We start from the raw sequence: 25,051 nt of genomic DNA on the forward strand, positions 1-25,051 counted from the left end.
CGCAACGTCAGCCTGTGCCCGTGGAACATCGGCAGGATCACCGCGGCGGCCCTCGTACTCCTGCACATCGAGCACAACCGCACAACCTGATCACCCAACGCCACGACCCGTTACGCGGAAAGGCTCATGGAGTTGTGGTGGCGAACAAAAGCCGCTAGTCGGACAAGGAAGACGCCAGGAGTCCATGATCGACGACGAGGGGGCGGGTGCGCTGCCCGCCGAGGGGGTGCCCGCGGAGCGGGTGCTGGCGGAGATCCGGGCGCTGCGAGCGCTGGACCGGCCCACGCACGGCGGGCGCCTGTTCGCGTACGTCTACGACCCGGCGGTGCCCGGGCTGGACGCGCTGGCCGCCGCCGCCCACGCCGAGGCCACGCACGTCAACGGGCTCGACCCGACCGCCTTTCCGTCCCTGCTGGCGATGGAGAACGCCCTGGGCGGCGCGGCGGCCCGGCTGCTCGGCGGCGGCCCCGGCACGACCGCCCCGGACGTCGTCGGCAGCGTCACCGGCGGCGGCACCGAGTCGCTGATCCTGACCGTCAAGGCCGCCCGGGACGCCCGGCCCGACGTCGCCGAGCCCCGGATCGCGGTGCCGGTGACCGCGCACGCGGCGTTCGCCAAGGCGGCCCACTACCTGCGGGTGGCCCTCGACCCGGTACCGGTCGACCCGGGCACGCTGCGCCCGACACCCGACGCCGTGGCCGCCGCGATCCGCCCGGAGACCGTGCTGGTCGCCTGCTCCGCCCCCTCGTACGCGCACGGCGTCGTCGACCCGGTCGCCGAGATCGCCGCCGTGGCCGCCGCGGCCGGGACGCGCTGCCACGTCGACGCCTGCTTCGGCGGCTGGACGCTGCCCTGGCTGCGCCGGCTCGGCGCGCCCGTGCCCCCGTTCGACTTCGCCGTACCCGGGGTCACCTCGATCTCAGTGGACCTGCACAAGTACGCGTACGCCCCGAAGGGCGTCTCCGTGCTGCTGCACCGCGACCCGGCGCTGCGCGCCCCGCAGTACTTCGCGTACGCCGACTGGCCCGGGTACACCATGGTCAACCCGGTGATCGCCTCCACCCGGTCCGGCGGGCCGATCGCCGCCGCGTACGCCACCCTGCGCCACCTCGGCGAGGACGGCTACCTGCGGCTGGCCGCGTCGACCCGGGACGCGGTGGCCGGGCTCGCCGACGCCGTGCGGGGCACCGACGGGCTGCGGCTGCTCGCCGAGCCCGAGTCGACCGTCGTCTGCCTCACCTCCGCCGACCCGACGCTGGACCTGTTCGTGCTGGTCGACGAGCTGACCGCGCGGGGCTGGCACACCCAGCCGCAGCTCGCGTACGGCGACCTGCCGGCCAGCGTGCACCTCACGGTGACCGCCGCGGTGGCCCCCCGGGTGGCGGAGTTCCGCGCGGACCTGGCCGAGGCGGTGGCGGCGGCCCGGGCAGCCGGCCCGCTCGAACTGCCCGGGGAGCTGGCCGCCCTCGCGGCCGCGCTCACCCCCGATGCGCTCACCCCGGAACTGGTCGCCGGACTCGCCGCCGGCCTGGGCCTGGTCGGGCCAGGTCGGGGAGGCCCCGGGCCAGGCCGGGACGGCTCCGGGTCGGGGCCGGGCGGGCCAGGTCGGGGCGGTCCGGGGCTGGGGCAGGTCGCGACAGGTCGGGGCGGTTCCGGCCCGGGGCCGCGCGGTTCCGGCCCGGGGCCGGGCGGTTCCGGCCCGGGGCCGCGCGGTTTCGGCCCGGGCGGGGTGCCGGACCGGATGGCGCCGGTGAACGCCCTGCTGAACGCCGCCCCGCCGGCGGTGCGGGAGCGGCTGCTGGTCGAGTTCGTCGGACTGCTGCAACGCCCGGCGTACTGAGGACCTGCGGTTACGCCCGGCGTCCTGAGGGCCTGCCGCGCCGGCCGGTGCACCGAAGGGTCGCCCCGGCCGGCACCGGCGGCGGCTGTGGTTGACTGGCGGGAGAGCGGAAGGGGACGGTCGTGCAGCTGCCGGCAGTGCTGGGGGAGCCGATCCGGTTCGTGCTGAACTGGGGCCGCCGCTACTCGCTGTGGGTGTTCAACTTCGGCCTGGCCTGCTGCGCTATCGAGTTCATCGCCACCAGCATGGGCCGGCACGACTTCATGCGGCTCGGCGTGATCCCGTTCGCCCACGGCCCGCGGCAGGCCGACCTGATGGTGGTCTCCGGCACGGTCACCGACAAGATGGCCCCGGCGATCAAGCGGCTCTACGACCAGATGCCCGAGCCGAAGTACGTCATCTCGTTCGGCGCCTGCTCCAACTGCGGCGGCCCGTACTGGGACTCGTACTCGGTGACCAAGGGCGTCGACCAGCTCATCCCCGTCGACGTCTACGTGCCCGGCTGCCCGCCCCGGCCGGAGGCGCTGCTGCACGGCATCCTGCGCCTCCAGGAGAAGATCGCCGCCGAGCGGTCCGGCCTCGGCGGGGTCGCCCGGCCCGACCCGCTCGCCCCGCCGTCCGACACCGGACCCGGCGCCGCTCACCCGCCGCGCCCGGTGGAGTCGCTCACCGCGGCACCGGTCCGCCCCCCGACCGACTAGCCCTGGCTGCCCGGCCCCGCCGCGCCCGGCCGGGAGATCTTGGTACGAATCGGCCCCTCCGAGGGCCATTTCGTACCATGATCCGCTGGCACATAGCGCTGTGCTCGAACACTTGGCGCGACGAAGGTGCGTTTGGCTGCGGCTCAAACGTCGGGTTGCGTGTCGTCCTCGCTGTCGGCGAGTTCGCGACGGTGCTCCGCGATCCACCGCTCGACATCTTCCGCGAGCCACACCTTGCCCTGTGCCAGCTCGGCCACGGGCTCGGGAAAGTTGCGGCGCATGGTCAGTTCGTAGACGCGCTGCCGGCTGATTCCCCCCAGGCGCACGCGGATCTCGTGCGTGCCCATCAGTCGAAGCCGTGTCATGCCCTGACGTTAGAAACACGGGTACCGGTCGTACGTCAACCTGTCGTGCGACAACCCGTCATGGGTACTTGACGCATGACAGGCCCTGGGTGACGCTTGGGTCATGCGATGCCCCCGTCAGCCACGGCCCGTGCCGCTCGCCCCGCGCCACCGGCGGATGTGGCGTTTCTTCTGGCTGCGCTGTTCGTGCGGCCTGCCGAGCCCCTGTCCGGACCGGTTCGCGTCCGTGCCGACCGAGCCCCCGCCACGCCGGCCCAGGAACGGGGGCCGCTGGTGAGCGGCCCGGCGATCAGGGCGGGCGACGTGTTGCACCTGACCCGGGCCGCGAGCCCGCAGTTCGTCCGCCCGATCGTCGTCCGGGTGATCCGCGAGCTGGCGGACCGGCACACGTACCCCGGCTGGACCTGGATCGAGGCGTACGAGTTGGACACCCGGGGTGAGGCGGTCGCCAAGCGGGAGCTGTTCGTGCTGCGCGCCGGGCTGCGCTGGTTGAGCACCGTTCCGTCCGCCCCGCCGGGCCGCCGGCCGGTCCGGGGCGCCCAAGCTGCTCAGGTGCCGGCGTGAGGCGCCGGCAGCACCTGCCGACCCGACCGACCTGGCGCTGCCAGGCGTGCGGGATCGCCTGGCCCTGCTCGCCCGCGAAGCTGCGCCTCCTCGGCGAGTACCGTGAAGATCGAATCGGCCTGCTGCGCCACCTCGCGGCTCTCCAGGCGGAGGCCGCAGAAGAGCTGGCTCAGGTCGTCCCGTCCGCCAGTCTGATCGAACGCTTCACCGGCTGGGCCCGCCCGGGTGGGTGAATCGTCCGCTGGCGTGCCAGCGTTAGCCTGCGCTCCATGACCCAGTCCGCGGACGAACGGTCCGCATTCATCGTCGACGTGTTCACCGAGGAGTTCGGCGCGTCGATGGCGCTCGACCCGGCGGCGTTCCGCCGCAAGTTCCGCAAGATGGCCGCGTCGCCGTTCGCCTTCTACCGGGGCAGCGCCTCGCTCTTCTACGCCGACCAGCGCGGCGACTTCGCCGACGGGGCGTTCCTGGACGAACGCACCAGCCGGGTGTGGATCCACGGTGACCTGCACGCGGAGAACTTCGGGACGTACATGAACGCCTCCGGGCAGCTCGTGTTCAACGTCAACGACTTCGACGAGGCGTACGTCGGGCCGTTCACGTGGGACCTGAAGCGCTTCGCCGCAAGTGTCGCCCTGCTCGCGTACGCCAAGGCGCTCTCCGACCAGGCGATCAGCGACCTGGTCACGGGGTTCGCCGGGTCGTACCTGACCGAGCTGCGGGCCATCGCCGCCGGCGGCGACGACGCCATCGGCTCGATCACCCTCGACAACGCCGACGGCGTGCTGCGCCGGGTGCTCCAGCAGGCCCGGCTCAACACCCGGGTCGACCTGCTGGCCGCGCAGACCACGATCGACAACTACGAACGCCGGTTCTCCCTCGGCGACGGCGTGTACGAGGTCGACGCCGACACCCGGGACCGGGTATGCGCCGCCTTCCAGGACTACCTTGGCACCCTGCCCGAGTCCTCGGCCCGGCTGCGTCCGGTGGAGGCGCACATCAAGGACGTGGTGCTGCGCAAGGGCGTGGGCATCGGCTCGGCCGGGCTGCCGTCGTACAACCTGCTGCTGGAGGGGCACACCCAGGCGCTGGAGAACGACGTCGTCATCTACATGAAGCAGGCCCAGGTCCCGGCCGTGGCCCGGTACGTCGACGACGAGCGGGTCCGCTCCTACTTCCGCCACCAGGGGCACCGGACGGCCGAGTCCCAGCGGGCGCTGCAGGCGCACGCCGACCCGTGGCTGGGCTTCACCGAGCTGGACGGGGCCGGCCAGCTCGTCGCCGAGGTCTCCCCGTACGCGGCCGACCTGGACTGGGCGGACGTCAACGAGCCGGAGGAGCTGGCCGGGGTGCTGACCGACCTCGGCCGGGCGGTGGCCCGGATGCACTCGGTGGCCGACGACGAGTCCAGCCACGACCTGGTCGACTACTCCACCGAGGAGGCGATCGTGGCCGCGGTGGACGCCGACGCCGACGGATTCGTCGCGCACCTGGTCGAGTTCGCCCACGCGTACGGCCTGCGGGCCAGGGAGGACCACCAGCTCTTCGTCGACCTGTTCCGCAACGGCCGGCTGCCCGGCATCTGACCCGGGGAGGCCGCTCCGAGGCTCACGGGCCGTTCCGACGGCTCGGTGGGGGCGCTCCGGCGGCTCACGGGGCCGTTCTGACGGCTCGGTGGGGCGCTCCGGCGCCGCGCCGCCGGCTCAGGCGGTGAAGTCGAGCACCACCTTGATGTCGTCCGGCTGGGGGCGGTACGCCTCGGCGTACGCCCCCACCGGCACCCGCCGGGTGATCAACGACTCCAGCCACGACCGGTCGGCCCGGGCCAGGGCCGCGGCGGCCATGTCCCAGTGCCGGCGGTTGGCGTTCACCGAGCCGAAGACCACGTTGTTCTCCAACACCAGGGCCCGGTTCAGCGAGCCGGCGTCGAAGTCGATCTTCCGGCCGCCGCTGGAGACCCCGGTCAGGCAGACGATGCCGTTGATGCCCGCCTTGCACATCACGTCCAGCACCACCGTCGGCGCGCCCGTGCACTCCACGACCACGTCCGGCTCGAAGTCCAGGTCGTTGACCGGCGTCGCGTGGTACGTCGCGCCGAGCGCGCTGACCAGGTCCGGCTTCGGCCCCGTGGTGGCGCGGTCGAGAACGTGCACGGTCAACCCCCGCTGGACGGCCAGCAGCGCGGCCAGCAGGCCGATCGGCCCTGCCCCGGTCACCAGCACCGTCTGCGGCTGCCACTCCGCCCGGTTTCCGATCCGCTCGATGTGCTCCCACGCCTTGGCCACCACGCTGGTCGGTTCGAGGAGCATGCCCACCCGGGCCAGCGCCGGGTCGAGGCCCACGGCGTACTGGGGCTGCACCCGCCAGCGATCCCGGGCGAAGCCGGGCAACGCCTTGATGCCGTGCTCGGTGTACCGCCCGTTGCGGCACATGTCCCACTCACCGACCGCGCAGTTGGGGCAGGGCACGGGGTCGGGGCGCCGGACGATGCCCGCCACCAGGTCGCCCGGTTGCAGCGTGCCGCTGGGGTCCTCCAGCACCCGGCCCAGCGACTCGTGCCCCAGCACCAGGTCCCGCACGCCCGGCGGGGCCTCGCCGTAGTGCCCGGCGATGATCTCGTGGTCGGTGCCGCAGATCCCCACCGCGAGCGCCTCGACCAGGACCCCGCCCTCCGCCGTGGCCGGCTCGGGCCAGCCAGGATCGCAACGCAGTGAGTTGGTGCTACCCGGTGTGACAGTGACAGCGCGCACCGTTCAATCTTCCCCGGCCGGCCACGTCGCGGGGCCGAAACCGCCAGGCCGGCCGTGCACGGGCTGACCGCCGGGCCGGCCGTGCACGGGCTGACCGCCCGCCAGCCGCGCCCGGCCGAAACCGCCGCGCGCGCGGCGGTTTCGGCCGGGCGCATGCTCTGGAGAAGGGCGGGCACCCGGCCAGGCCCTGATCGCCGGAGAGGGGTGGGCGCGTGTGGTCCGGGTACGCCTGGTGCTGCTCCTCGTGTTGACCGCGCTGCCGCCTGCCCGGTGCCCGGGGTGGCGATGATCGCCTTCCTGCCGACGATCGACACGGTGACCCTCCCGCCGCCGGGCCTCCCGCAGGTCCCCCTGATCGAGGTCTACGGCATCCACGGGCAGTTGATCCGCCGGCCGGCCGTGCAGCACGTCGTCGGTGACTTCCTCAACGGCCGGCTGCGGACCAATCCGGAGAGCCGGCGCTACCGGGGGAGGCTGGACTTCTTCGTGGCGTGGCAGGCCCCCGCCCTACCGCTGCGGCTGAACCCGGTGTGGCGGGGCCAGGCCAGCCCCGACGTCCTGTTCCAGCGGGTCGGCTGCCCGTCCTGACGCCGGCCGTGCGCCGGGCCGACCCGTAGGATCGCGGGCATGACGCCGGAAGAGGTCGCCGATCGGATGCGGACGGTGCTCGCGCGAACGGCTGGGCTGACCGAGGACGCGGTGACCGTGGGGATCTCGGGCGGCCAGGCGTACGCCCGCGCGACGGTCGACGTACCGCCGGGCGCCTGGCGGGACGCGCTGCGCGCCGCGCGCGACGACGCCGAGCTGGCCTGCGACTTCTTCGACTGGTTGTCGGCGGTGGACGAGCTGGCCGACGGGTTCGACGTGGTCGCCCACCTGTGGTCGACGAGCCGTCGGCACGGGGTGCTGCTGCGGACCCGGGTGCCCCGGGAGGACCCGCGCGTCGCCTCGGTCGTGGGCGTCTTCCCGGGCGCCGACTGGCACGAGCGGGAGACGTACGAGATGTTCGGCATCCGCTTCGACGGGCGCCCGAGCCTCAAGCCGCTGCTGCTGCCGCCGGAGTTCGAGGGGCACCCGCTGCGCAAGGAGTTCGTGCTCGCCTCCCGGGTCGCCAAGCCGTGGCCGGGCGCCAAGGAGCCCGGCGAGTCGGAGGCCGGCGGGGGGCGCCGCCCGGTCCGCCCGCCCGGTGTGCCCGCGCCCGGCGAGTGGGGCCCGACGCCCACGCCGGCCGGCGCGGCGGGGGTCGGCGAGGGCCCGCGGGGCGGCACCCCGGCCCGCCCGGCCGCCCCGGCCCGCCCGGCCGCCCCGGCCCGCCCGGTCGCTTCGGAACGCCCCGCCCGGGAACGCCCCGCCCGCAGGTCGCCCGGCGCGGCCGGGCCGACGACCCCGCCGGACGGCGACAGCGGAGGTACGGCCTGATGCCCGACTGGCTGGAACTGGTCCTCCGGGTGGCCGGCGTGCTGGTCGCCTTCCTCACCCTGCCGCTGATCGTGGGGCAGACCGAGCACAAGGTGATGGCGCACATGCAGGGCCGGCTCGGCCCGATGTACGCGGGCGGCTTCCACGGCTGGGCGCAGCTGGTCGCCGACGGGCTCAAGTTCGTGCAGAAGGAGGATGTCACCCCGCGCGAGGCGGACCGGGCCGTCTTCCGGCTCGCCCCCGTGGTGGCCCTGGTGCCGTACCTGCTCGCCCTGCTGGTGATCCCGCTCGGCCCCGGCGACCTGGTCGCCCAGCCGCTGGACATCGGGCTGTTCTTCGTGCTGGCGGTCGTCGGGGTGGGCGTGGTGGCGGTGCTCATGTCCGCCTGGGCGTCGGCCAACAAGTACAGCCTGCTCGGCGGGCTGCGCGCGGCGGCCCAGTTGCTCGGCTACGAGCTGCCGCTGGTGCTGGCCGCCGCGTCGGTGGCGATGGCGGCCGGCACGCTGAGCCTCCCCGGCATCGTCGAGGCGTGGGAGCCCTGGTGGCTGCTCTGGCAGGCCCCCGCGATGCTGGTGTTCTTCGTCGCCGGGCTGGCCGAGATCCGGCGGCCCCCGTTCGACATGCCGGTCGCCGACTCCGAGCTGGTGTTCGGGTACATGACCGAGTACACCGGCCTGCGCTTCGCGTTCTTCCTGCTCGCCGAGTACGTCGGCATCGTGGTGATCGCGGCGCTGACCACCGTGCTCTTCCTCGGCGGCTGGCAGGGCCCGTTCGCGGACGCGCAGCTCGGCTGGCTGTGGACCCTGCTCAAGGTCTTCGCCGTCGCGTTCGTGATCATCTGGCTCCGGGTGGCGTACCCCCGGCTGCGCGAGGACCAGCTCCAGCGCCTCTGCTGGCTGGTCCTCGTCCCGCTCTCCCTCGGTCAGCTCGTCCTCACGGCCGCCGTCCGCGTGGCGCTGTGAGGAGGGGCCCCGGTCAGGGGCCCCTCCTGGCCCGGCTCGGTTCGGCCGGGCGGGTCGGTCACGGGGCGGCGTAGAGCAGGCGGTTCGGCGAGCCGAGGCCCGGGTTCTTCACCACGCCGGTGGTGGCGGCGGTGATCAACGCGCTCTTGGCCTGCGCCATCGTGTTGTTCGGGAACTGCTGCCGGTAGCGCGCCAGCCACCCGGTGACGTGCGGGGCGGCCATGGAGGTGCCCGACCAGCCGGACGCGACCGCGGTGTTCGAGGGCGATACCGGCGGAGGTGATGTTCACGCCGGGGGCGAAGACGTCGACGCACGCACCGTAGCTGGAGAACGATGCCCGGTTGTCCGCGCTGTCGGTCGCGGCGACGGTGACGCCCTGGGCGGAGCGCGGGCCGTTCGTGCAGGCGTCGGTGTTGAAGTTGCCGGCGATGAAGACCGCCTGCACGCCCGAGTTGATCAGGTTCTCCGCGGCGGTGTTGGGGGCGGTGCCGTAGCCCTGGAGGCTGAAGTTCGCCACCGAGACCGGGGCGTGGTTGAGGGCGATCCAGTCCATGCCCTCGATCAGGTCGGAGGTCCAGCCGGTGTTGTCGCACATGAGCACCCGCACCGCCCGGATCGTCACGGCCTTGGCGACCCCGTACGTCGCGCCGCCGACGGTGCCGGCGACGTGCGTACCGTGACCGTGGCAGTCGTTGGTGCCGTTGCCGTCGCCGACCGCGTCGTAGACCCCGCTGGCCCGCCCGCCGAAGTCGACGTGGCTGGCCCGGATGCCGGAGTCGACCACGTAGACGGTGACACCGGCGCCGGTCGTGGTGTACCCGAAGCTGCTGTTCAACGGCAGGAAGCGCTGGTCGATGCGGTCCAGCCCCCACGACGGCGGGTTGAACTGCGTGGCCTGCGTCGACACGTCGCCGCCACCCCGGACGCGGCTGTCCCGCTCGACGTACGCCACGGCGGGATCGGCGCGGACCGCGGCGAGGGCGGCGGGAGGAAGGTGGGCGGCGTACCCGTCGAGGACCCGCGCGTAGCGGGTCAGCACGGTGCCGCCGGCCCGCTCGGCGACGCTGGCCGCCCGCGCGGTCCGTGCGGCGCGGTCGGCGCCCGCCGGGGTGTCGGAGAGCACCACCACGATGTACCGGTCCGGCGCGGTCTCCGGCCCACCCGCCCGCAACGGCGCGGGCGCGGGCCGGCCCGGCCCGGCCGCCGTCGGGGCCGCCGCCGCCGGGGCCCCGACAGCGGCGACGAGCGCACCGGCGAGCACGCCGGCCAGTACGCCGCGGCGTACGGTCCTGCCACCTGGCTTCCGCAAGATGGAACCTCCTCCACTGTGGACAGTGTTGTCCGGCGGCGGCCCCCTGGGGGCCGGCGGCACGGATCCCCATAATTCGACTATCTTCGATTGAATAAGGCAATAACCAGCGGGGCACATCGATTGACGCGGGCGCCGGTGCGGCGGTCGGCCGGCGCCCGGGGGTGGTGGCGTCGCGCGGCGCGCCGGCCCGGGACGCAGCAGCGGAACGGCACGCCCCACCCGAGTTTCCGGGTGGGCGTGCGTGCGGGAGGTTCAGCCCAGCGGGGTGTGTGCGGGGTCGACCCGCTCGGCGGGCGGGGGCGGCGGGGGCGGGGTGCCGTCGCCGAACGGCCGGCCGCCGAGCGCCTCGCGGCCGTGCGGGGTGAGCCAGCCCGACAGGTCCGGGCCCAGCGGCACCACGCCCGTCGGGTTGATGTCCCGGTGCACCTCGTAGTAGTGCCGCTTGATGTGGTCGAAGTCGACCGTGTCGCCGAACCCCGGGGTCTGGAACAGGTCCCGGGCGTACGCCCAGAGCACCGGCAGCTCGGTCAGCTTGTTCCGGTTGCACTTGAAGTGCCCGTGGTAGACCGGGTCGAAGCGGACCAGGGTGGTGAACAGCCGGACGTCCGCCTCGGTGATCGTGTCGCCGACCAGGTACCGCTGCCCGGCCAGCCGCTCGCTCAGCCGGTCCAGCCGCGCGAACAGCCGGTGGTACGCCTTCTCGTACGCCTCCTGGCTGCCGGCGAACCCGCACCGGTACACGCCGTTGTTGACGTCGGTGAAGACCACCGCGTTGACCTCGTCGATCTCGTCCCGCAGCCGGTCCGGGTACAGCTCCGGCGCCCCCGGCCGGTGGTACGCCGTCCACTCGGTCGACAGGTCCAGGCTCATCCGGGCGTAGTCGTTCGTGACCACCTGCCCGCTCGGCACGTCGACGATCGCCGGCACCGTGATGCCCCGCTCGTACCCGGGGAAGCGCGCGTGGTACGCCTCGGCCAGCCGCTCGATGCCGAGCACCGGGTCCCGCCCGCCCGGGTCCAGGTCGAACGTCCAGCTCCGGGCGTCGTGGGTGGGGCCGGCGACGGCCATCGAGAGGGCGTCCTCCAGGCCGAGCAGCCGACGTACGATGATCAGCCGGTTCGCCCAGGGGCAGGCGCGGCTGACGGCCAGCCGGTACCGGCCGGGCTCGACCGGCCAGCCGTTCCGCCCGTCCGCGGTGATCCGGGTGGCGATGTACCGCTGGTCGCGGGTGAACTCCCCACCGGGCTCGACGTACTTCCCGTCGGTCGTCCCGCCTGCCGCGTCGCCCACGTCGCCTCCCTGCCGTCCGCCGGGTTGTCCGGTTCCCATCTTGGCGGATCGCCCGTCGCGCGGCCGGTCGGCGGGTCCACCCGGTGCGGGCGCGGGGGCACCGAGCCGCCAGGCGTCAGCTTCTCGGGCGCGACCGGGGGGTGATCCGGTCGAGCGGGATGTCGATCTCCCACGGCTCGGGCAGCAGGACGCCGTCGGTCATCCGGGCCCGCTCGACGTAGATCCGCTTCATCGGGTCGAGCTTGTGCGCGTGCACGACGATGCCCGCCTCGGTCTCGATCCGCCAGAAGTAGGGGATGTCCGCCTCGGCGTACAGCGCCGGCTTCAGCACCCGGTCGATGCTCCGCGAGCCCTCGGAGACGATCTCGACCACCAGCATCACCTCGTGCGGGCGGTAGTACGACGGGTTGCGCGAGGCGGCGTCCAGCTCGGTGACCAGCAGGTCGGGGATGAAGGCGCGGGTCCGGGAGAGCCGGACCTCGACGCCCTGGGTCACGTCGAGGTCGGCGGGGCAGCTTTCCTGTAGGGCAGCCCCGAGCAAGAGCGCGATGGACTGGTGGAGTCGCGTGGGGGAGGGCGACATGATGAGGTTTCCGTCCAGGAGTTCGTGACGGCGGCCGTCGTCGGGCAGGCGGTCGAGGTCGTCGGTCGTCCACTCGCCCGGCGGCGGAAAGTCGTCGTGCAGCGCGGCGGTCATCGACGGTTCCTTCCAGGTGCGGTCGTTCTCCCCACGGCCACCGTACCGCCGCTGTGACCGGGTGGTGGTCGCGCGCGCCGGGGCCACAGGGCAGGATGGGCGGCATGAGCGAGCGCAGCGAGCGAATCAGCCGGCTCTGCGCGGAGGTGCCTCACGGCGGCGGCGAGCGAAGCGAGGCGACGGCGTGAGCGAGCGCAGCGAGCGAATCAGCCGGCTCTGCGCGGAGGTGCCTCACGGCGGCGGCGAGCGAAGCGAGGCGACAGCGTGAGCGAGCGCGGCGAGGCGACGCCCGACAGCGAGCGGAGCGTCCCCGGCCAGGGGCTGGTGAAGGGGCTGGCGGTCACGCTGCGGACGATGACCCGCCGCTCCACCACCCAGCAGTACCCGGACGTCGCCCCCGCGTTGCCACCGCGCTCCCGGGGCGTCATCGCGCTGTTGGCGGAGAACTGCACGGTCTGCATGCTCTGCGCGCGCGAGTGCCCGGACTGGTGCATCTACATCGACTCCCACAAGGAGGAGGTGGCGGTGCCCGGCGCCGCGCGCCCCCGTCAGCGCAACGTGCTCGACCGGTTCGACATCGACTTCTCGCTCTGCATGTACTGCGGCATCTGCGTCGAGGTGTGCCCGTTCGACGCGCTCTACTGGTCGCCCGAGTTCGAGTACGCCGAGTACGACATCCGGGACCTGCTGCACGACAAGGAGCACCTCGGCCAGTGGATGGGCACCGTCCCGCCGCCGCCCGCCCACGACCCGCACGGCGAACCCGCCAAGGAGGAGACCACCGCCGCCCGCAAGGCCGCGGGCCCCGCCGCGCGTCCGGCCCCTTCCCGGGTACGCCCGGAGCCCGGCGCCGCCCCGGAGGAAGGGCCGGCCAGATGACCGGGGCGGACGTGCTGCTGCTCGCCCTCGGCGCGGTGACCGTCGGCGCGGGGGCGCTCGTGGTCACCACACGGCACCTGGTCCGCGCCGGCCTGTACCTGGTGGTGTGCCTCGGCGCGCTGGCCGGGAGCTACCTGGTGCTCACCGCCGAACTGGTGGCCTGGGTGCAGGTGCTGATCTACGTGGGCGCCGTGGTGGTGCTGCTGCTGTTCGCGGTGATGCTGACCCGCGCCCCGATCGGCGCGTCCGACGACCTGGACCGGCCGGGCTGGCCCGCCGCCCTGATCGGCGGCGGGGTGGGGCTGGGGCTGACCGGGCTGCTGGTCGACGCGTTCGGCTGGTACCGGGTCGCGCTGCCCGAGCCGGGCACCGCCGAGCGCCTCGGCGAGCAGGTCTTCCGGTCCTGGGTGCTGCCGTTCGAGGTGCTGTCGGTGCTGCTGCTGGCCGCCCTGGTCGGGGCGATCGTGCTCTCCCGGCCCGACATCGGCCGCCGGCCCGCCGACGCCACCCGCGGCGACGCCACCCGCGCGGCCCGCGCCGACCTCGGCCGGCCCGGCGGTCCCGGCACACGAGGCGGGCGGTCGCGGTGAGACCCGTCATCCCGTACGTCACCGCCGCGCTGCTGTTCGGTCTCGGCGTCTACGGCGTGCTGCGCCGCCGCAACGCGGTGCTGGTCCTGATGGCCGTCGAGCTGATGCTCAACGCGGTCAACCTGATCCTGGTCACCGCCGACACGACCGTCCGGTCCCAACTGCCGCACGCCGGCCAGGTCTTCGCCCTCTTCGTGATCGTCCTCGCCGCCGCCGAGATCGGCGTCGGGCTGGCGATCGTGCTCCAGCTCTACCGGCTGCGGGCCAGCGTCGCCGTCGACGAGGTGCCGCTGACCGAGCCGGCGGGGGGCCGGGACGAGGCCGCCGAGGCGGCCCCGGCAGGCGGGGAGGTGGCCCGGTGACCGGTGTCCTCGGGGCGCTGCTGCCCGCCGTACCCCTGGCGGCGGGTCTGGCCGGGTTGCTGCTGCCGCCGTCGCCGCGCGGCGCAGCCGTCGGCGGGGACCGCGCCCGGCGGGCCGCGATCGCCCTCGGCGTGGCCGGCGCGGCCGGGGCGCTGCTGGTCGCGCTCGCCCTGCTGGCCCTCGTCGCGCACCCGGTGGAGACCTCGACGACCTGGGTCGAGCCGGGCGGGCTGCGGGTGACCCTCGGCGTCCGCCTCGACGGCGCGGCCGCGTTGGTCGCCGTCGCGGTGACCGCGGTCGCCCTCGCCGTGCAGGTCTACTCGGTCGCCTACCTGCGGCGCGGGCCGCACGACGACGTCGAGGTCGATCATCGCTACCCGCCGTACGCGGCGCAGATCAGCCTGTTCACCGCCGCGATGCTGCTGGTCGTGGTCGCCGGTGACCTGATCATGCTGCTCGTGGGCTGGGAGGTGATGGGCCTCTGCTCGTACCTGCTCATCGCCCACGACCGCCGGCTGCCCGAGGCGCCGGCCGCCGCGATGAAGGCGTTCCTGGTCACCCGCGTCGGCGACGTCGGCTTCCTGCTCGGCATCGCCCTGCTCGGCGTCTCGGCGGGCAGCTTCCGGATCGCCGACGTGCTCGCCCACGACCACGCCACCGGCACGCTGACCGCCGCCTGCCTGCTGCTGCTCGCCGGGGTGGCCGGCAAGAGCGCCCAGTTCCCGCTGCACACCTGGCTCCCGGACGCGATGGCCGGCCCGACCCCGGTCTCGGCGCTGATCCACGCCGCCACCATGGTCGCCGCGGGCGTGTACGCGGTCGCCCGGCTCTTCCCGCTGTTCGAGCGGGCCCCGGCGGCGCTGGCCGTGCTCGGGGTGATGGCCGCGGTCACCCTGCTGCTCGGCGCGTTCGCCGCCACCGCCCAGGACGACATCAAGCGGGTGCTCGCCTGGTCGACGGTCTCCCAGATCGGGTACATGACCGGGGCGCTGGCCGTCGGCGCGCCGACCGCCGCCCTGTTCCACCTGCTCAGCCACGCCGCGTTCAAGGCGCTGCTGTTCCTCGCCGCCGGCGCGGTGATCCACGCCGTCGGCACCACGCTGATGTCCCGGATGGGCGGGCTGCGTACCAGCATGCCGGTGACCTTCTGGGCCACGGCGGTCGGCCTCGGCGCGCTGGCCGGCGTGCCCCCGCTGTCCGGCTTCTGGAGCAAGGACGGCGTGCTCGCCGCCGCCGGGGCCGCCGCTTTGGACGGGGCCGGCCCGGCCGCCGCGTGGGTGGCCTGGCTGGTCTGGCTGGCCGGGCTGCTCGGCGTCGCGGTCACCGCCTGGTACGCCACCCGGCTGCTGCTGCGCGCCTTCCTCGGCCAGACCCGGATGCCGCTGGTCCGCCCGCACGACCCGCCCGCGCTCATGCGCTGGCCGGTGCTGCTGCTGGCCGTCCCGGCGGCGCTGCTCGGCCTGGCCGCGTTCCTGCCCCCGTTCACCGACCGGCTCCTCGCCCCCGCCACCGAGGGGGAGCTGACCGGGTTCGGGCACGACCTCGCCCACCTCGGCCCCGGGGTGCTGCTGCCGCTGGCCCTGCTGGCCGTCGGAGCCGGCGTGGCCTGGGCGGGCTGGCGCCGGGACCGGGCCGGCGACCCGGCGCGGGCCCTGGGCACGCTGGGGCCGGTGTTCGCCGCCGGGTTCCGGCTCGACGACGTCCAGCACGCCCTGGTGGTACGCCCGGTGACCGCCCTGGCCCGGGTCGCCCGTGCGGGGGACGAGCGGGTCGTCGACGGGGCCGTGGAGGGCAGCGGGCGCGCCGCCCGGGGCCTCGGCGGGGCCCTGGCGGGGCTGCACCGGGCCGCGCTGCCCCGGGCGGCGGCCGGGGTGCTGGCCGGCGCGCTGCTCATCGGGCTCGCCGCCGTGCTGCTCGGAGGCTGGTGACATGAGGTTCGGACAGGTCCTGCTCGGCGCCGTGCTGGCGCTGCCGGCGGCCGGCGCGGCCCTGGTCGCGGCGGTGCCCCGCGACCGGGCCGCCCGCCTGGTCGGCACCGTGGTCGCCGGCCTCACCCTGCTGGCGGCCCTGCCGCTGGCCGCCGGCGGCCGGGGCTGGATGGCGTACGGGCCCCCACCGGCGGTGCGGCCCTGGCACCAGCTCGACCTGCCCTGGGTGCCCGGCCTCGACCTGCGCTTCCACGTCGGGGTGGACGGGATCTCGTACCCGCTGGTGGTGCTGACGGCCCTGCTCACGCTGCTCTGCTGCGCGTACACGCTGTGGAAGGTGCCCGACGGCGGCGGCAGCGGCCGGGCCCTCGTCGCGCTGCTGCTGGTGGTCGAGGTCGGCATCCTCGGCACGTTCCTCGCCCTCGACCTGGTGCTGTTCTTCCTCTTCTTCGAGGTCGTCCTGCTGCCGATGTACGCGATCATCGCCGGCTGGGGCGGCGCCGACCGGCGGCGGGCGGCCCGCAAGTTCGTCCTCTACACGCTGCTCGGCTCGGTGCTGCTGCTCGTCGGCGTGTACGTGGTGGTGGCCGCCGCCGGCACCGCCGACATCGTCGCGCTGACCGGCGGGTCCGGCCTGTCCCGCGGTACGCAGCTCGCCGCGTTCATCCTGCTCGGGCTGGCGTTCGCGGTGAAGAGCCCGCTGTGGCCGCTGCACTCCTGGCTGCCCGACGCGCACACCCAGGCGCCCACGGTCGGCAGCGTGGTCCTCGCCGGCGTGCTGCTCAAGATGGGCACGTACGGCCTGATCCGGGTGGCGGTCGGGGTCGCCCCGGAGGGCGCCCGCTGGGCCGCCCCGGTGCTCGGGGCGCTCGCCGTCGCGGCGATTCTCGTCGGCGCCCTGGTCTGCCTCGCCCAGGAGGAGCTGAAGCGGCTCATCGCGTACTCCAGCGTCGGGCACATGGGGTTCGTGCTGCTCGGGGTGGCCACGCTCACCGCCACCGGCATCGAGGCCGCGCTGATCGGCAACATCGCCCACGGGGTGATCACCGGGCTGCTGTTCTTCCTGGCCGGGGCGGTGAAGGACCGCACGGGCACGGGGTCGCTGGCCGAGCTGTCCGGGCTGCGGGAGACCGCGCCCCGGCTCGCCGGGCTGCTCGGCTTCGCCGCCGTCGCCTCGCTCGGCCTGCCCGGGCTGGCCGGGTTCTGGGGCGAGGCGTTCGCCGTCGTCGCCGCCGTCGAGCGGGGCGGCACTTTCTGGACCGTCCTCGGTGTGCTGGCCGCGGTCGGCGGCGCGCTGACCGCCGCGTACTTCCTGCGGCTGCTGCGCCGGGTCACCCACGGCCGGCCCAGCCCGGCGGTCGGCCGGCTCGCGCCCGGCCTCGCCGGGGCGGAGCTGACCGCGTGGGCCCCGCTGGTGCTGCTCGCCCTCGCCGTCGGGCTCGCCCCGGCCCTGGTGCTCGGCGTGGCGTCCGACCCGGTGGCCGCCCTCCTGGAGGCGGCCCGGTGAGCGGGTCAAGTGAAACCATGGGGAATCAATGAGCCTCGTGCAGAGCGTCGACAACGTGGCGCTGCTCCCGGCGTACCTGGCCGCCGGCACGGCGGTCCTGGTGCTGCTGGCCGACCTGCTGGTGGCCCGGGCCGCCGCCACGGTGGCGGTGGCCGCCGCCGGCGCGGCCGCCACCGCGCTGGGCGCCGCGCTCGTGGGCACCGGCGCCGCACGCCGCACGTTCTGCGTCGGCGCCGACTGCTCGTACGTCTTCGGCGGCCGGGCCGCCCTCGTCGGGGCGCTGTTCGCGCTGCTCACCCTCGGCGTGCTCGCGCTGTCCGGGCCGCTGCTGCGGGCCGGCCGGACGCCGGCGGGGGAGTACTGCTTCCTGCTCGCCTGCTCGATGACCGGCGGGGTGGTGCTCGGCGCGGCCGGGGACCTGATCACCCTGATCGTCGCGCTGGAGACGCTGACCCTGCCGCTGTACGTGCTGGTCGGCCTGCGCCGGGGCAGCCTGGCCGGCGCCGAGGCGGCCGTCACGTTCTTCGTGGTGAGCGTGGTCGCCACCACCCTCACCCTGCTCGGCGCGGCGCTGCTGTACGCGGTCACCGGCGGCCTGCACCTGGGCCGGCTCGGCGCGACGCTCGCCGAGCGGCCGGCGCTGCTGGACGTGCCGCTGACCACCGCCGCCGTGGCGCTGGTGGTGCTGGGGCTGGCGTTCAAGGTGGCCGCCGTGCCGTTCCACGCCTGGGCCCCGGCCACGTACGACGGCGCGCCGCTGCCCGTGGCGGCGTACCTGTCCACCGCGTCGAAGCTCGGCGGGGTGGTCGCCCTGCTCGCCGTGGTCGAGCACGCCCTGCCGCCGGCCACGACCGGCCCGGTGCTGGCCCTGCTCGCCGTGCTCACGATGACCGTCGGCAACCTGGTCGCGCTGCGCCAGCGCCGGACGGTCCGGCTGCTCGCCTGGTCGTCGGTGGCCCAGGCCGGCTACATCCTCGCCCCGCTCGGGGCGCTGGCCCTGGCCGCCGGGCGGGCCGGGGACGTCCGCGCCACCGCGTACGCCGCCGCCGTCGCGTACGCCGTCTTCTTCGTACTGCTGGAACTGGCCGCCTTCGCGGCGGTGGTGGCGCTGCGGCCGGCAGACGCCGACGGCGGCACCCTCGACGACCTGCGCGGCGCTGCCCGGCGGCGGCCCTGGGTGGGCGCGGCGTTCGCGCTGGCCCTGACCGGCCTCGCCGGCCTCCCGCCGGGGCTGGCCGGGCTGTTCGCCAAGGTGACCGTGGTCCGCGCCCTGCTGGACGGAGGAGCGGGCTGGCTCGCCCTGGTGGTGGCGGTCAACGCCGTGTTCGGCCTGGCCTACTATCTGCGGCTGGCCGCCCTCCTGTACGCCCCGGCCGGCACCGCGCCCGCGCCCGACGGCGACCGGCCTGGCCAGCGGGCGCCGGCCCGCGCGGTCGCCGTCACACTCGCCGTCGCCACGGTGGTCGCCGTGGCGGTGGGTCTCGCCCCGCAACTGGTGCTCGACCTGGCCGGCCGCTGACGCCCGGCGGCCCGGGGCGCCTGGGCCTGCGAGGCGGCGTCGGGCCGACCCGGGCGTTCAGCCAACTCACAGCCGCTGCCAGGCATTTTCCAGCCATGAGCAGGATGGTTGACGGGTACCGGTGTGTTGAACCGGTCGGCGGACCCGGCGCGGTCCGCGCACCGAAGGAGCGATCGTGCATCACAACCGTCTCAAGACCGCAGCGCTACTCGGCCTGTTGACCTCGCTGATCCTCGCGGTCGGCTACTGGTTCGGCGGGAGCGGCGGACTCGTCATCGCCGTCATCGCCTCGTTGCTGATGAACGGCGTCACCTACTTCTACTCCGACAAGCTCGCGCTGCGCTCGATGCGGGCGCAACCGGTCAGCGAGGCACAGTTCCCCGAGCTGTACCGGATGGTCCGCGAGCTGGCCACCGAGGCGCGGCAGCCCATGCCCCGCCTGTACGTCAGCCCCACCTCGCAGCCCAACGCGTTCGCCACGGGCCGGAACCCGCGCAACGCCGCGGTCTGCGTCACCCAGGGCATCACCCAGATCCTCGACTACCGCGAGCTGCGCGGGGTGATCGGGCACGAGCTGTCGCACGTCTACAACCGCGACATCCTCATCTCCAGCGTCGCGGCCGGTCTCGCCGGCATCATCACCATGCTGGCGAACATCGCCTGGTTCATCCCGCTGGGCGGCTCCGACGACGAGGATGCCCCGAACCCGGCGGTGCTGCTGCTCACGCTGATCCTCGGCCCGATCGCGGCCACGATCATCCAGCTCGCGATCAGCCGCAGCCGCGAGTTCCAGGCCGACGAGTCGGGCGCCCGGCTCACCCGCGACCCGCTGGCCCTGGCCAGCGCCCTGCGAAAGATCCACATGGGCACGCAGAGCCGTCCGCTGGCGCCCCAGGGGCAGCTCACCAGCACCGCCCACCTGATGATCGACAACCCGTTCCGGCGGGGCGGCGGCATCGCCGCCATGTTCTCCACCCACCCGCGGATGGAGGAGCGGGTCGCCCGGCTGGAGCGGATGGCCGCCGGCGCCGGCCCCGTGCAGTTCCAGCGCTGACCCACCCGATCGCCGATCCGCCCGTGCCCGGTCCGCCGGACACGGGCGGATCGTCGTGTACGTGGACCGTCGTGTACGCCACGAGACACCCGCCATAACCGGTTCACCAGGCACAAGGGGTGGCGTTAGGGTCGAAACGTCCCGCGCTCATTACATCCCCTGGAGGTTCACCGTGGCCGCACTGCGCCAGTACCTGGGCGTGTGGCGGATTCCGGGCGCCCCGATGCTGCTGGTCCTCGGCATCGTCGGCCGGCTCGGCATCGGCATGACGTCGCTGGCGCTGCTGCTCCTGGTGGAGGAGGTGACGGGACGGTACGCCCTCGCGGCGGTCGCGGGCGGCATCTACGCCCTCGCCGGCGCCGCGCTCAGCCCCGTCGCCGGCCGGATCGCCGACCGGGTCGGCCCCACCCCGGTGCTGCTGGCCACCGCCGTCGCCCACCCGCTGGCCCTGTTCGGGCTGCTCTGGGCGAGCCGCTCCGGGGCCGGCGGCCTCGCCCTGACCTACCTCGCCGCCGCGGCCGCCGGCGCCACGTACCCGCCGCTCACCGCCGCGATCCGGGGCGCCTGGAACGACCTCACCGGCCCCGCCTCCGGCCGGTACCACCTGCGCAACACGGCCCTCGCGGCGGAGACCTCCCTGTTCGAGGTCGTCTTCGTGCTCGGCCCGCTGCTGGTGGCCGGTTTCGTCCTGTTCGCCGACGCGGCAGCGGCCCTGGTCGGCTCCGCCATCGTCACCCTGGTCGGCACCACCGCCGTCGCGCTCGGTCGGGCCATGCGCGGCTGGCGGCCGCACCCGCAGGAGCACCACGCCAGGGGGCTCGGCCCGCTGCGCGCGGGCGGCTTCCCGGCGCTGCTGCTCTGCGTCGCCAGCCTCGGCATCGCGTTCGGCGCGGCCGGGGTCACCGTGCCGGCGTTCGCCGGGAACCAGCCCACCGGCGACCCCGACAGCCTCGCCGGCGTGCTGCTGGCCGTCTGGGGCGTGGGCAGCGCGATCGGCGGGCTCTGGTTCGGCACCCGCCGGCCCGCGCCCAACATGACCCGGCAGTTCGCCTGGCTGCTCGCCGCGGTGGCCGCCAGCTTCGCCGTCTTCGCGGTGATGCCCGCCCCGGCGGCGCTTGGCGTCGCGTTGGTCGTCGGCGGGGCCACCATCGCGCCCGCGCTGACCCTGGAGAACACCCTGGTCGGGCGGATCGCCCCGGCCGGAATGCTGAACGAGGCGTACACCTGGGTCGTGACCATGTCCGTGGCCGCCAGCGCCGCGGGCGGCGCGGTCGCCGGGCTCATCGTGGACCACGCGGGCGGCGTGCCGTGGGCGTTCCTGTTCGCCGGGGCGGCGGTCGCCGTCGGGGCCGTGGTCGCCGTGCTCCCCGCCGGGCCGATCGCCCGCGCGGAGGCCGCGGCGGTACGCGCCGAGCAGACCCTCGCCGCCTGACCGGCGACGACCGGGCCGGCGGAACCGTTGTTCCGCCGGCCGTCGTGGCCTGATTGCGGACCGCCCGCGACGGGTACCCGGGCGGGCATGTTCGTCTTCTTCTCGAACCGCGTCGGCTGCCTCGGCTCGATCCTGATCAGCGCGCTGGTGACCCTGGTCCTGTACCTGATCTTCTCGCGCTGAGCGCGTCCTAGCGGTAGTTGGTGAACTGGAGGGCGACGCCGAAGTCCTCGCCCTTCAGCAGGGCGATGACGGCCTGGAGGTCGTCCTTCTTCTTGCCCGTGACCCGGAGCTGGTCGCCCTGGATCTGGGCCTGGACGCCCTTCGGCCCCTCCTCGCGGATCTTCTTGCTGATCGCCTTGGCCTTGTCCGAGTCGATGCCCTGGATCACCTTGGCGTCGACCTTGAACACCTTCCCGGAGGGGCGCGGGTCGCCGGCGTCCAGCGACTTGAGCGAGATGTTCCGCTTGACCAGCTTCTCCTTGAAGACGTCCAGGGCGGCCCGGACCCGCTCCTCGGTCTCCGCCTGGAGGCTGATCGCCTCCTCGCCCGACCAGGAGATCTCCGCGCCGGTCCCCCGGAAGTCGAACCGCGTCGCGAGCTCCTTCTCCGCCTGGCGGAGGGCGTTGTCGACCTCCTGACGGTCGACCTTGCTCACGATGTCGAACGACGGGTTGGCTGCCATGCTCATGCTCCTGCTGTCCGGCGGTCTGCACGTACGCGTCGCCCACTGACCAGCGGTACGACCCTCTGACGGTACCCGGTTGCGCAGAGCCGGGGAGCAACCGCTATCCTTGGCTCCGCTGCCGCGGTGCGCCGAGGCGGCGACGCCCTGGCGGGTTGCCCGAGCGGCCAATGGGAGCGGACTGTAAATCCGTCGCGAAAGCTACAGAGGTTCGAATCCTCTACCCGCCACCAGGTGCACGAAGAGGCCCCTGACCAGCCGGAACGCTGGTCAGGGGCCTCTCTCGTGAGTCCCGCTCAGTCTCGCTCGGGACCGCTCGATCTCACGGGTCGTGTCGCATACGTGTCGCCGTACTAGAGGAACAGTCTCAGTAGGCCGGTAACCGCACCGATGACCATGGCGGTGCCGGTGAGGATGCTCGGCAGGGCTCGAATCCAATCGCTCGACTGCCTGGAGCGCTGCTCGGCCCGACGGCGGCGGGCGTTGCTTCGGGTCACCGGTCTTGCTAGCTTCGGCACGTGGCCTCCTTGCTCTGAAAGCCTCAGCGGGTCATTCGGAAGCAGAGAGCCGAGCGGCATCCGGGGTCCAGCCGGGTGCCGCTTTTTCGTGCCCACCTAGGGCGACTCTCCGTTTCGCTGCCCTTGATTGCAGCGCGTTCGCACGCGGGCTGCAAGTACGGAGAGTCATAAAAGCAAGTATGTTATTACACGGAGCGTAATCTAAAGTCGTCATTTTCGGCCGGATATTGATGGCCAAAACCCCTTGACTGCTCATGCTGCGGTGCTAATCGCTTCGCAGCACCGCAGCATGGTAACCGGCGGGGATAATGCGACTCTGCGTGACGCGCCGAGCTTGAATTGTGATCTCCGCCACTTTCATATCGACTTTTTAAGCGCAGCTTCAATCCGCAGTCGCGCGGCCTCCTCCTGGCCATAGATGCACTTCGCGTAGACCCGCATGAGGACGTGCACGCTGTGCCCGGCCCACTCTGCGCAGCCCGATCTCCTCACCCGTCGACACCGCCAGCATGAAGACGTTCGCGGCTGCGCCGGCGACGGCTGGCCCTGGTCCGCCTCGTACGTCCTCGCCGCTGTCCAGCCCACGCCAGCGGCGGCCGGCGCTCCGGTGCACACCGCCAGGCCGGCGGCGAGGTACAGCACCCACCTGCGCGGCCGGTGGCCGGTCCCCTCCCCCATGATCACGGCCACACGATAGATCGACTAGGCCGCGTTTCAAAGGTGGATGCGCTGGTGGGTGCGGCTGTGGCGTGTCGTTGATCGAGAAGTATGAAGTTTTCGGCACCCGCAGCCCTGACCTGGGCGAACTCTTCTGTTGCCTTACAGCGATTGACAGGCATTCTCGTCCTCAGTTGTGCCGGATCTGCGCCCGTTGATCTTGAATCCCGGCCGCTGATCGTCGTCTCGCGGTTTGCTTGTGTGAACCGATCGATGCCGGCATCCGTGGTACGGGTATGAAGCCGTACCTTGCTCACCCGAAGGTGCCTAACGCTGGGCGGCAAGCTGCATCGCGAGGTCCGCCCTGCACGACTTGACATCGCCTCTGGTGGCAGGCCTTATGGGAGGCAGCCGCTCCGGATGTACATGTAGCGATCACCCGGTGGTGTGCAAGTAGGTGGGAGGCAAGTTGTCCAGCCAGCATGAAGGAAAATCGCGTCCGGCAGCTGATCGGCAAGAGGAGACGCCTGAACCGGAACAGCCGCAGAGTGAGGCGACGGCTAGGGCTGCGGAAGCATCTTCTAGCGCTGAGGAGACCATCGAAAACATCGATGAGCTCCTTGACGCCGTCGATGAACGTTTGCTTGCGTCCCTGGGCTTCGGGCCAGGGGAGGTAGTAGATCCTGCTGTGATTGAAGCCCGTGCCGAAGAGATGGTGCGCGGATTCCAACAGAAGGGCGGCCAGTAGCCAATGGCCGCGCCGGCATCGAAACCTGGACTGATCTTAAACGGGGCGGCAGTCAGTGGTAATAGTGAGCTAAGAGAAGAGCTACTCGCCGCCGGCGTCGAGGTCGTGTTTCGCGCTATCGATGAACTTGCTGTCGACATCGGGCCCCGTGGCGTGCGAATTCGGGAGACAGTAGATGGGCGGGATTTAGCAGACTTCAGGTTCGTGCAAGTCCTCACCTATCAGCGACCCACCGCGACCCTGTTGAACGCCGTCGCGGACTATTTGACCACCAAAGATGTCTACACCTGCAACACGACGGGTGTCGCCGCGCCCACCAAGTTGTTCAAGTATGTCAGGCTTGCAAACCGAGGCATTTCGGTGCCATCAACGGTTTATCTGCCGCCGCAACTGCTCGCGGGTGCATACCGTGACTTGGCGAGGCAGCTTGAGCTCCCATTTGTGATGAAGACCGTAACGGGCGGCAGGGGCCGCATGACGCACATCGTAGGGAGCGAAGACGCGTTCGCTGAGAGGCTTAGGGATCCGGAACACGCTCGAGTAGGATTCCTCGTCCAGGAACTCGTACCGCCCGATGGCTCGTATTTCGTGCTCGTGTTGGGCGGTCACGTATCGCTCGCTATGAAGTGCCGAGACGGTAGCGTCGGGGATTTGCTGGCGAGATCAGGATGGGATGAAGCCGACCTCGTTGATATCCGAACGTTGGATCAAGGGGCCCGTGAAACTGCGGTACAGGCTGCGGCGGCAATGGATTACGATATTGCTGGAGTGCATCTTGTCCGCCATTGGACTACCGGCAACTGGCGTGTTCTCGACGTGAACCCCACGCCACCCCTCGCCAGTGGTGGGCACATAACTGATAAGGTCGGCGCCTACGCAGAGTACGTAAAGAGGCAATTCGCCAATCCCGAGCAGGTTGTTGGTAACGCTCGTCGCAGGTGACAAATCAACACTTCTGGGATCGGAGATTGGCTGAGGTAGGAAGCGAAGCGGGACGGCCTAGTCGGCTCTCGTGTCACGGACCCCACCCACGACGGACACCGCCACAGCGACGCACGCCGGGCACCAGAGCCATCTCCGCCGTGAGTCCCACACCCCGTGGAGCGGGCGGGAGTTCAGGTGTCAAACGCTCCTCAGTTTGACGCCTGGGCTCGCGCCTGCTCGGCTCCGCCTGGGACTCACGGTGGAGATGGCGACCAGCGCAACCACCCACGGCCGCAAGCTCCGTACGGTCCTCCGGCCATCTCTGTCGAAGATCCCTGCCCGGAGGG

Annotated in this window: 23 protein-coding genes, 1 tRNA gene and 2 pseudogenes; 20 read left to right on the plus strand and 6 right to left on the minus strand. The window is 72.9% G+C overall.

The annotated features are described in order from the left end of the window. The 3 genes and pseudogenes from ABGB16_RS28505 to ABGB16_RS28515 all read left to right on the plus strand — a co-directional run. A pseudogene (locus ABGB16_RS28505) lies at positions 1-90 on the plus strand (IS5/IS1182 family transposase); the annotation flags it as partial. Positions 91-184: 94 nt separating this feature from the next. Then, positions 185-1,537: pseudogene (locus tag ABGB16_RS28510) on the plus strand (aminotransferase class V-fold PLP-dependent enzyme); the annotation flags it as partial. A gap of 425 nt (positions 1,538-1,962) precedes the next feature. Beyond that, the gene (locus ABGB16_RS28515) at positions 1,963-2,541 is read left to right on the plus strand and encodes an NADH-quinone oxidoreductase subunit B family protein (RefSeq protein WP_347671181.1); all 579 of its coding nucleotides are present in this window, start codon (positions 1,963-1,965) and stop codon (positions 2,539-2,541) included. A gap of 143 nt (positions 2,542-2,684) precedes the next feature. On the opposite strand, the gene ABGB16_RS28520 is transcribed toward ABGB16_RS28515, so the two are convergent. Further along, positions 2,685-2,906, minus strand: a complete 222-nt coding sequence (locus ABGB16_RS28520) for a DNA-binding protein (RefSeq protein ID WP_347671182.1) — start codon at positions 2,904-2,906, stop codon at positions 2,685-2,687. A 273-nt stretch (positions 2,907-3,179) separates the two neighbouring features. Between ABGB16_RS28520 and ABGB16_RS28525 the strand changes: the two genes are divergently transcribed. Genes ABGB16_RS28525 through ABGB16_RS28535 form a run of 3 tightly spaced genes read left to right on the plus strand, consistent with a single transcriptional unit; the run spans position 3,180 to position 5,056 of the window. Continuing rightward, positions 3,180-3,470, plus strand: a complete 291-nt coding sequence (locus tag ABGB16_RS28525; protein WP_347671183.1) for a hypothetical protein — start codon at positions 3,180-3,182, stop codon at positions 3,468-3,470. Continuing rightward, positions 3,467-3,703 (plus strand): flavin reductase, encoded by a 237-nt coding sequence (locus ABGB16_RS28530; RefSeq protein WP_347671184.1) that lies wholly within the window; start codon positions 3,467-3,469, stop codon positions 3,701-3,703. Before ABGB16_RS28525 ends, ABGB16_RS28530 begins: the two co-directional genes overlap by 4 nt. Before the next feature lie 36 nt (positions 3,704-3,739). After that, a complete protein-coding gene (locus tag ABGB16_RS28535) occupies positions 3,740-5,056 on the plus strand; it encodes a DUF2252 domain-containing protein (protein WP_347671185.1) in 1,317 nt (438 codons plus the stop codon). A 117-nt stretch (positions 5,057-5,173) separates the two neighbouring features. Here the strand turns inward: ABGB16_RS28535 and ABGB16_RS28540 are convergent, their stop codons facing one another. Continuing rightward, positions 5,174-6,220, minus strand: a complete 1,047-nt coding sequence (locus tag ABGB16_RS28540; protein WP_347671186.1) for a glucose 1-dehydrogenase — start codon at positions 6,218-6,220, stop codon at positions 5,174-5,176. 279 nt (positions 6,221-6,499) lie between these two features. Between ABGB16_RS28540 and ABGB16_RS28545 the strand changes: the two genes are divergently transcribed. Genes ABGB16_RS28545 through nuoH form a run of 3 tightly spaced genes read left to right on the plus strand, consistent with a single transcriptional unit; the run spans position 6,500 to position 8,601 of the window. After that, a complete protein-coding gene (locus tag ABGB16_RS28545) occupies positions 6,500-6,808 on the plus strand; it encodes a hypothetical protein (RefSeq protein WP_347671187.1) in 309 nt (102 codons plus the stop codon). Between the two features lie 39 nt (positions 6,809-6,847). After that, positions 6,848-7,639 carry an NADH-quinone oxidoreductase subunit C gene (locus ABGB16_RS28550; protein WP_347671188.1) on the plus strand — a complete coding sequence of 264 codons (792 nt, stop codon included), beginning with the start codon at positions 6,848-6,850 and terminating at the stop codon, positions 7,637-7,639. Beyond that, positions 7,639-8,601, plus strand: a complete 963-nt coding sequence (nuoH, locus tag ABGB16_RS28555; RefSeq protein ID WP_347671189.1) for an NADH-quinone oxidoreductase subunit NuoH — start codon at positions 7,639-7,641, stop codon at positions 8,599-8,601. Before ABGB16_RS28550 ends, nuoH begins: the two co-directional genes overlap by 1 nt. On the opposite strand, the gene ABGB16_RS28560 is transcribed toward nuoH, so the two are convergent. From ABGB16_RS28560 to ABGB16_RS28570, 3 genes are all read right to left on the minus strand, one after another. Continuing rightward, on the minus strand, positions 8,562-9,911 hold the full coding sequence (locus tag ABGB16_RS28560; RefSeq protein ID WP_347671190.1) for a S8 family peptidase: 1,350 nt from the start codon (positions 9,909-9,911) through the stop codon (positions 8,562-8,564). The two genes, nuoH and ABGB16_RS28560, sit on opposite strands and share 40 nt — an antisense overlap. 255 nt (positions 9,912-10,166) lie before the next feature. Continuing rightward, positions 10,167-11,204 carry a glutathione S-transferase C-terminal domain-containing protein gene (locus ABGB16_RS28565; RefSeq protein WP_347671191.1) on the minus strand — a complete coding sequence of 346 codons (1,038 nt, stop codon included), beginning with the start codon at positions 11,202-11,204 and terminating at the stop codon, positions 10,167-10,169. A 115-nt stretch (positions 11,205-11,319) separates the two neighbouring features. Beyond that, on the minus strand, positions 11,320-11,901 hold the full coding sequence (locus ABGB16_RS28570; RefSeq protein WP_347671192.1) for a Uma2 family endonuclease: 582 nt from the start codon (positions 11,899-11,901) through the stop codon (positions 11,320-11,322). A gap of 264 nt (positions 11,902-12,165) precedes the next feature. Between ABGB16_RS28570 and ABGB16_RS28575 the strand changes: the two genes are divergently transcribed. The 8 genes from ABGB16_RS28575 to ABGB16_RS28610 all read left to right on the plus strand — a co-directional run bounded on the left by ABGB16_RS28575 (position 12,166) and on the right by ABGB16_RS28610 (position 21,172). After that, complete coding sequence (locus ABGB16_RS28575; RefSeq protein WP_347671193.1) at positions 12,166-12,780, plus strand: NADH-quinone oxidoreductase subunit I; 615 nt, start codon at positions 12,166-12,168, stop codon at positions 12,778-12,780. Then, the gene (locus ABGB16_RS28580) at positions 12,777-13,370 is read left to right on the plus strand and encodes an NADH-quinone oxidoreductase subunit J (RefSeq protein WP_347671194.1); all 594 of its coding nucleotides are present in this window, start codon (positions 12,777-12,779) and stop codon (positions 13,368-13,370) included. The genes ABGB16_RS28575 and ABGB16_RS28580 overlap by 4 nt, the downstream gene beginning before the upstream one ends. Then, positions 13,367-13,732 (plus strand): NADH-quinone oxidoreductase subunit NuoK, encoded by a 366-nt coding sequence (gene nuoK, locus ABGB16_RS28585; RefSeq protein ID WP_347671195.1) that lies wholly within the window; start codon positions 13,367-13,369, stop codon positions 13,730-13,732. The genes ABGB16_RS28580 and nuoK overlap by 4 nt, the downstream gene beginning before the upstream one ends. Further along, entirely contained in the window at positions 13,729-15,660 is a 1,932-nt protein-coding gene (locus ABGB16_RS28590) for an NADH-quinone oxidoreductase subunit L (protein ID WP_347671196.1), read from the plus strand. The genes nuoK and ABGB16_RS28590 overlap by 4 nt, the downstream gene beginning before the upstream one ends. A 1-nt stretch (position 15,661) precedes the next feature. Beyond that, positions 15,662-17,167: an NADH-quinone oxidoreductase subunit M gene (locus ABGB16_RS28595; RefSeq protein ID WP_347671197.1), complete on the plus strand. Its 1,506-nt coding sequence runs from the start codon at positions 15,662-15,664 to the stop codon at positions 17,165-17,167. A gap of 28 nt (positions 17,168-17,195) precedes the next feature. Further along, positions 17,196-18,686: a proton-conducting transporter membrane subunit gene (locus tag ABGB16_RS28600; RefSeq protein ID WP_347671198.1), complete on the plus strand. Its 1,491-nt coding sequence runs from the start codon at positions 17,196-17,198 to the stop codon at positions 18,684-18,686. A gap of 175 nt (positions 18,687-18,861) precedes the next feature. Further along, positions 18,862-19,740: a zinc metalloprotease HtpX gene (htpX, locus tag ABGB16_RS28605; RefSeq protein WP_347671199.1), complete on the plus strand. Its 879-nt coding sequence runs from the start codon at positions 18,862-18,864 to the stop codon at positions 19,738-19,740. 172 nt (positions 19,741-19,912) lie between these two features. Beyond that, positions 19,913-21,172 (plus strand): MFS transporter, encoded by a 1,260-nt coding sequence (locus ABGB16_RS28610; protein WP_347671200.1) that lies wholly within the window; start codon positions 19,913-19,915, stop codon positions 21,170-21,172. 190 nt (positions 21,173-21,362) lie between these two features. Here the strand turns inward: ABGB16_RS28610 and ABGB16_RS28615 are convergent, their stop codons facing one another. Further along, the gene (locus ABGB16_RS28615; RefSeq protein ID WP_347671201.1) at positions 21,363-21,857 is read right to left on the minus strand and encodes a YajQ family cyclic di-GMP-binding protein; all 495 of its coding nucleotides are present in this window, start codon (positions 21,855-21,857) and stop codon (positions 21,363-21,365) included. A gap of 149 nt (positions 21,858-22,006) precedes the next feature. Here ABGB16_RS28615 and ABGB16_RS28620 point away from each other — a divergent pair. From ABGB16_RS28620 to ABGB16_RS28630, 3 genes are all read left to right on the plus strand, one after another. Then, positions 22,007-22,090 (plus strand) — tRNA-Tyr (locus tag ABGB16_RS28620). Positions 22,091-23,501: 1,411 nt separating this feature from the next. Continuing rightward, entirely contained in the window at positions 23,502-23,780 is a 279-nt protein-coding gene (locus ABGB16_RS28625; protein ID WP_347671202.1) for a hypothetical protein, read from the plus strand. A gap of 3 nt (positions 23,781-23,783) precedes the next feature. Further along, positions 23,784-24,722 carry a hypothetical protein gene (locus ABGB16_RS28630; RefSeq protein WP_347671203.1) on the plus strand — a complete coding sequence of 313 codons (939 nt, stop codon included), beginning with the start codon at positions 23,784-23,786 and terminating at the stop codon, positions 24,720-24,722. The last annotated feature ends 329 nt before the right edge of the window (positions 24,723-25,051 follow it).

This window comes from Micromonospora sp. B11E3, from assembly GCF_039871625.1.
GTDB lineage: Bacteria > Actinomycetota > Actinomycetes > Mycobacteriales > Micromonosporaceae > Micromonospora.

Coding starts and splice junctions, on each gene's coding strand:
- ABGB16_RS28520 (WP_347671182.1), bottom strand. CDS start 2,906: ATGACACGGCTTCGACTGATGGGCACGCACGAGATCCGCGTGCGCCTG.
- ABGB16_RS28535 (WP_347671185.1), top strand. CDS start 3,740: ATGACCCAGTCCGCGGACGAACGGTCCGCATTCATCGTCGACGTGTTC.
- ABGB16_RS28550 (WP_347671188.1), top strand. CDS start 6,848: ATGACGCCGGAAGAGGTCGCCGATCGGATGCGGACGGTGCTCGCGCGA.
- nuoH (WP_347671189.1), top strand. CDS start 7,639: ATGCCCGACTGGCTGGAACTGGTCCTCCGGGTGGCCGGCGTGCTGGTC.
- ABGB16_RS28570 (WP_347671192.1), bottom strand. CDS start 11,901: ATGACCGCCGCGCTGCACGACGACTTTCCGCCGCCGGGCGAGTGGACG.
- ABGB16_RS28580 (WP_347671194.1), top strand. CDS start 12,777: ATGACCGGGGCGGACGTGCTGCTGCTCGCCCTCGGCGCGGTGACCGTC.
- ABGB16_RS28595 (WP_347671197.1), top strand. CDS start 15,662: ATGAGGTTCGGACAGGTCCTGCTCGGCGCCGTGCTGGCGCTGCCGGCG.
- ABGB16_RS28600 (WP_347671198.1), top strand. CDS start 17,196: ATGAGCCTCGTGCAGAGCGTCGACAACGTGGCGCTGCTCCCGGCGTAC.
- ABGB16_RS28615 (WP_347671201.1), bottom strand. CDS start 21,857: ATGGCAGCCAACCCGTCGTTCGACATCGTGAGCAAGGTCGACCGTCAG.
- ABGB16_RS28630 (WP_347671203.1), top strand. CDS start 23,784: ATGGCCGCGCCGGCATCGAAACCTGGACTGATCTTAAACGGGGCGGCA.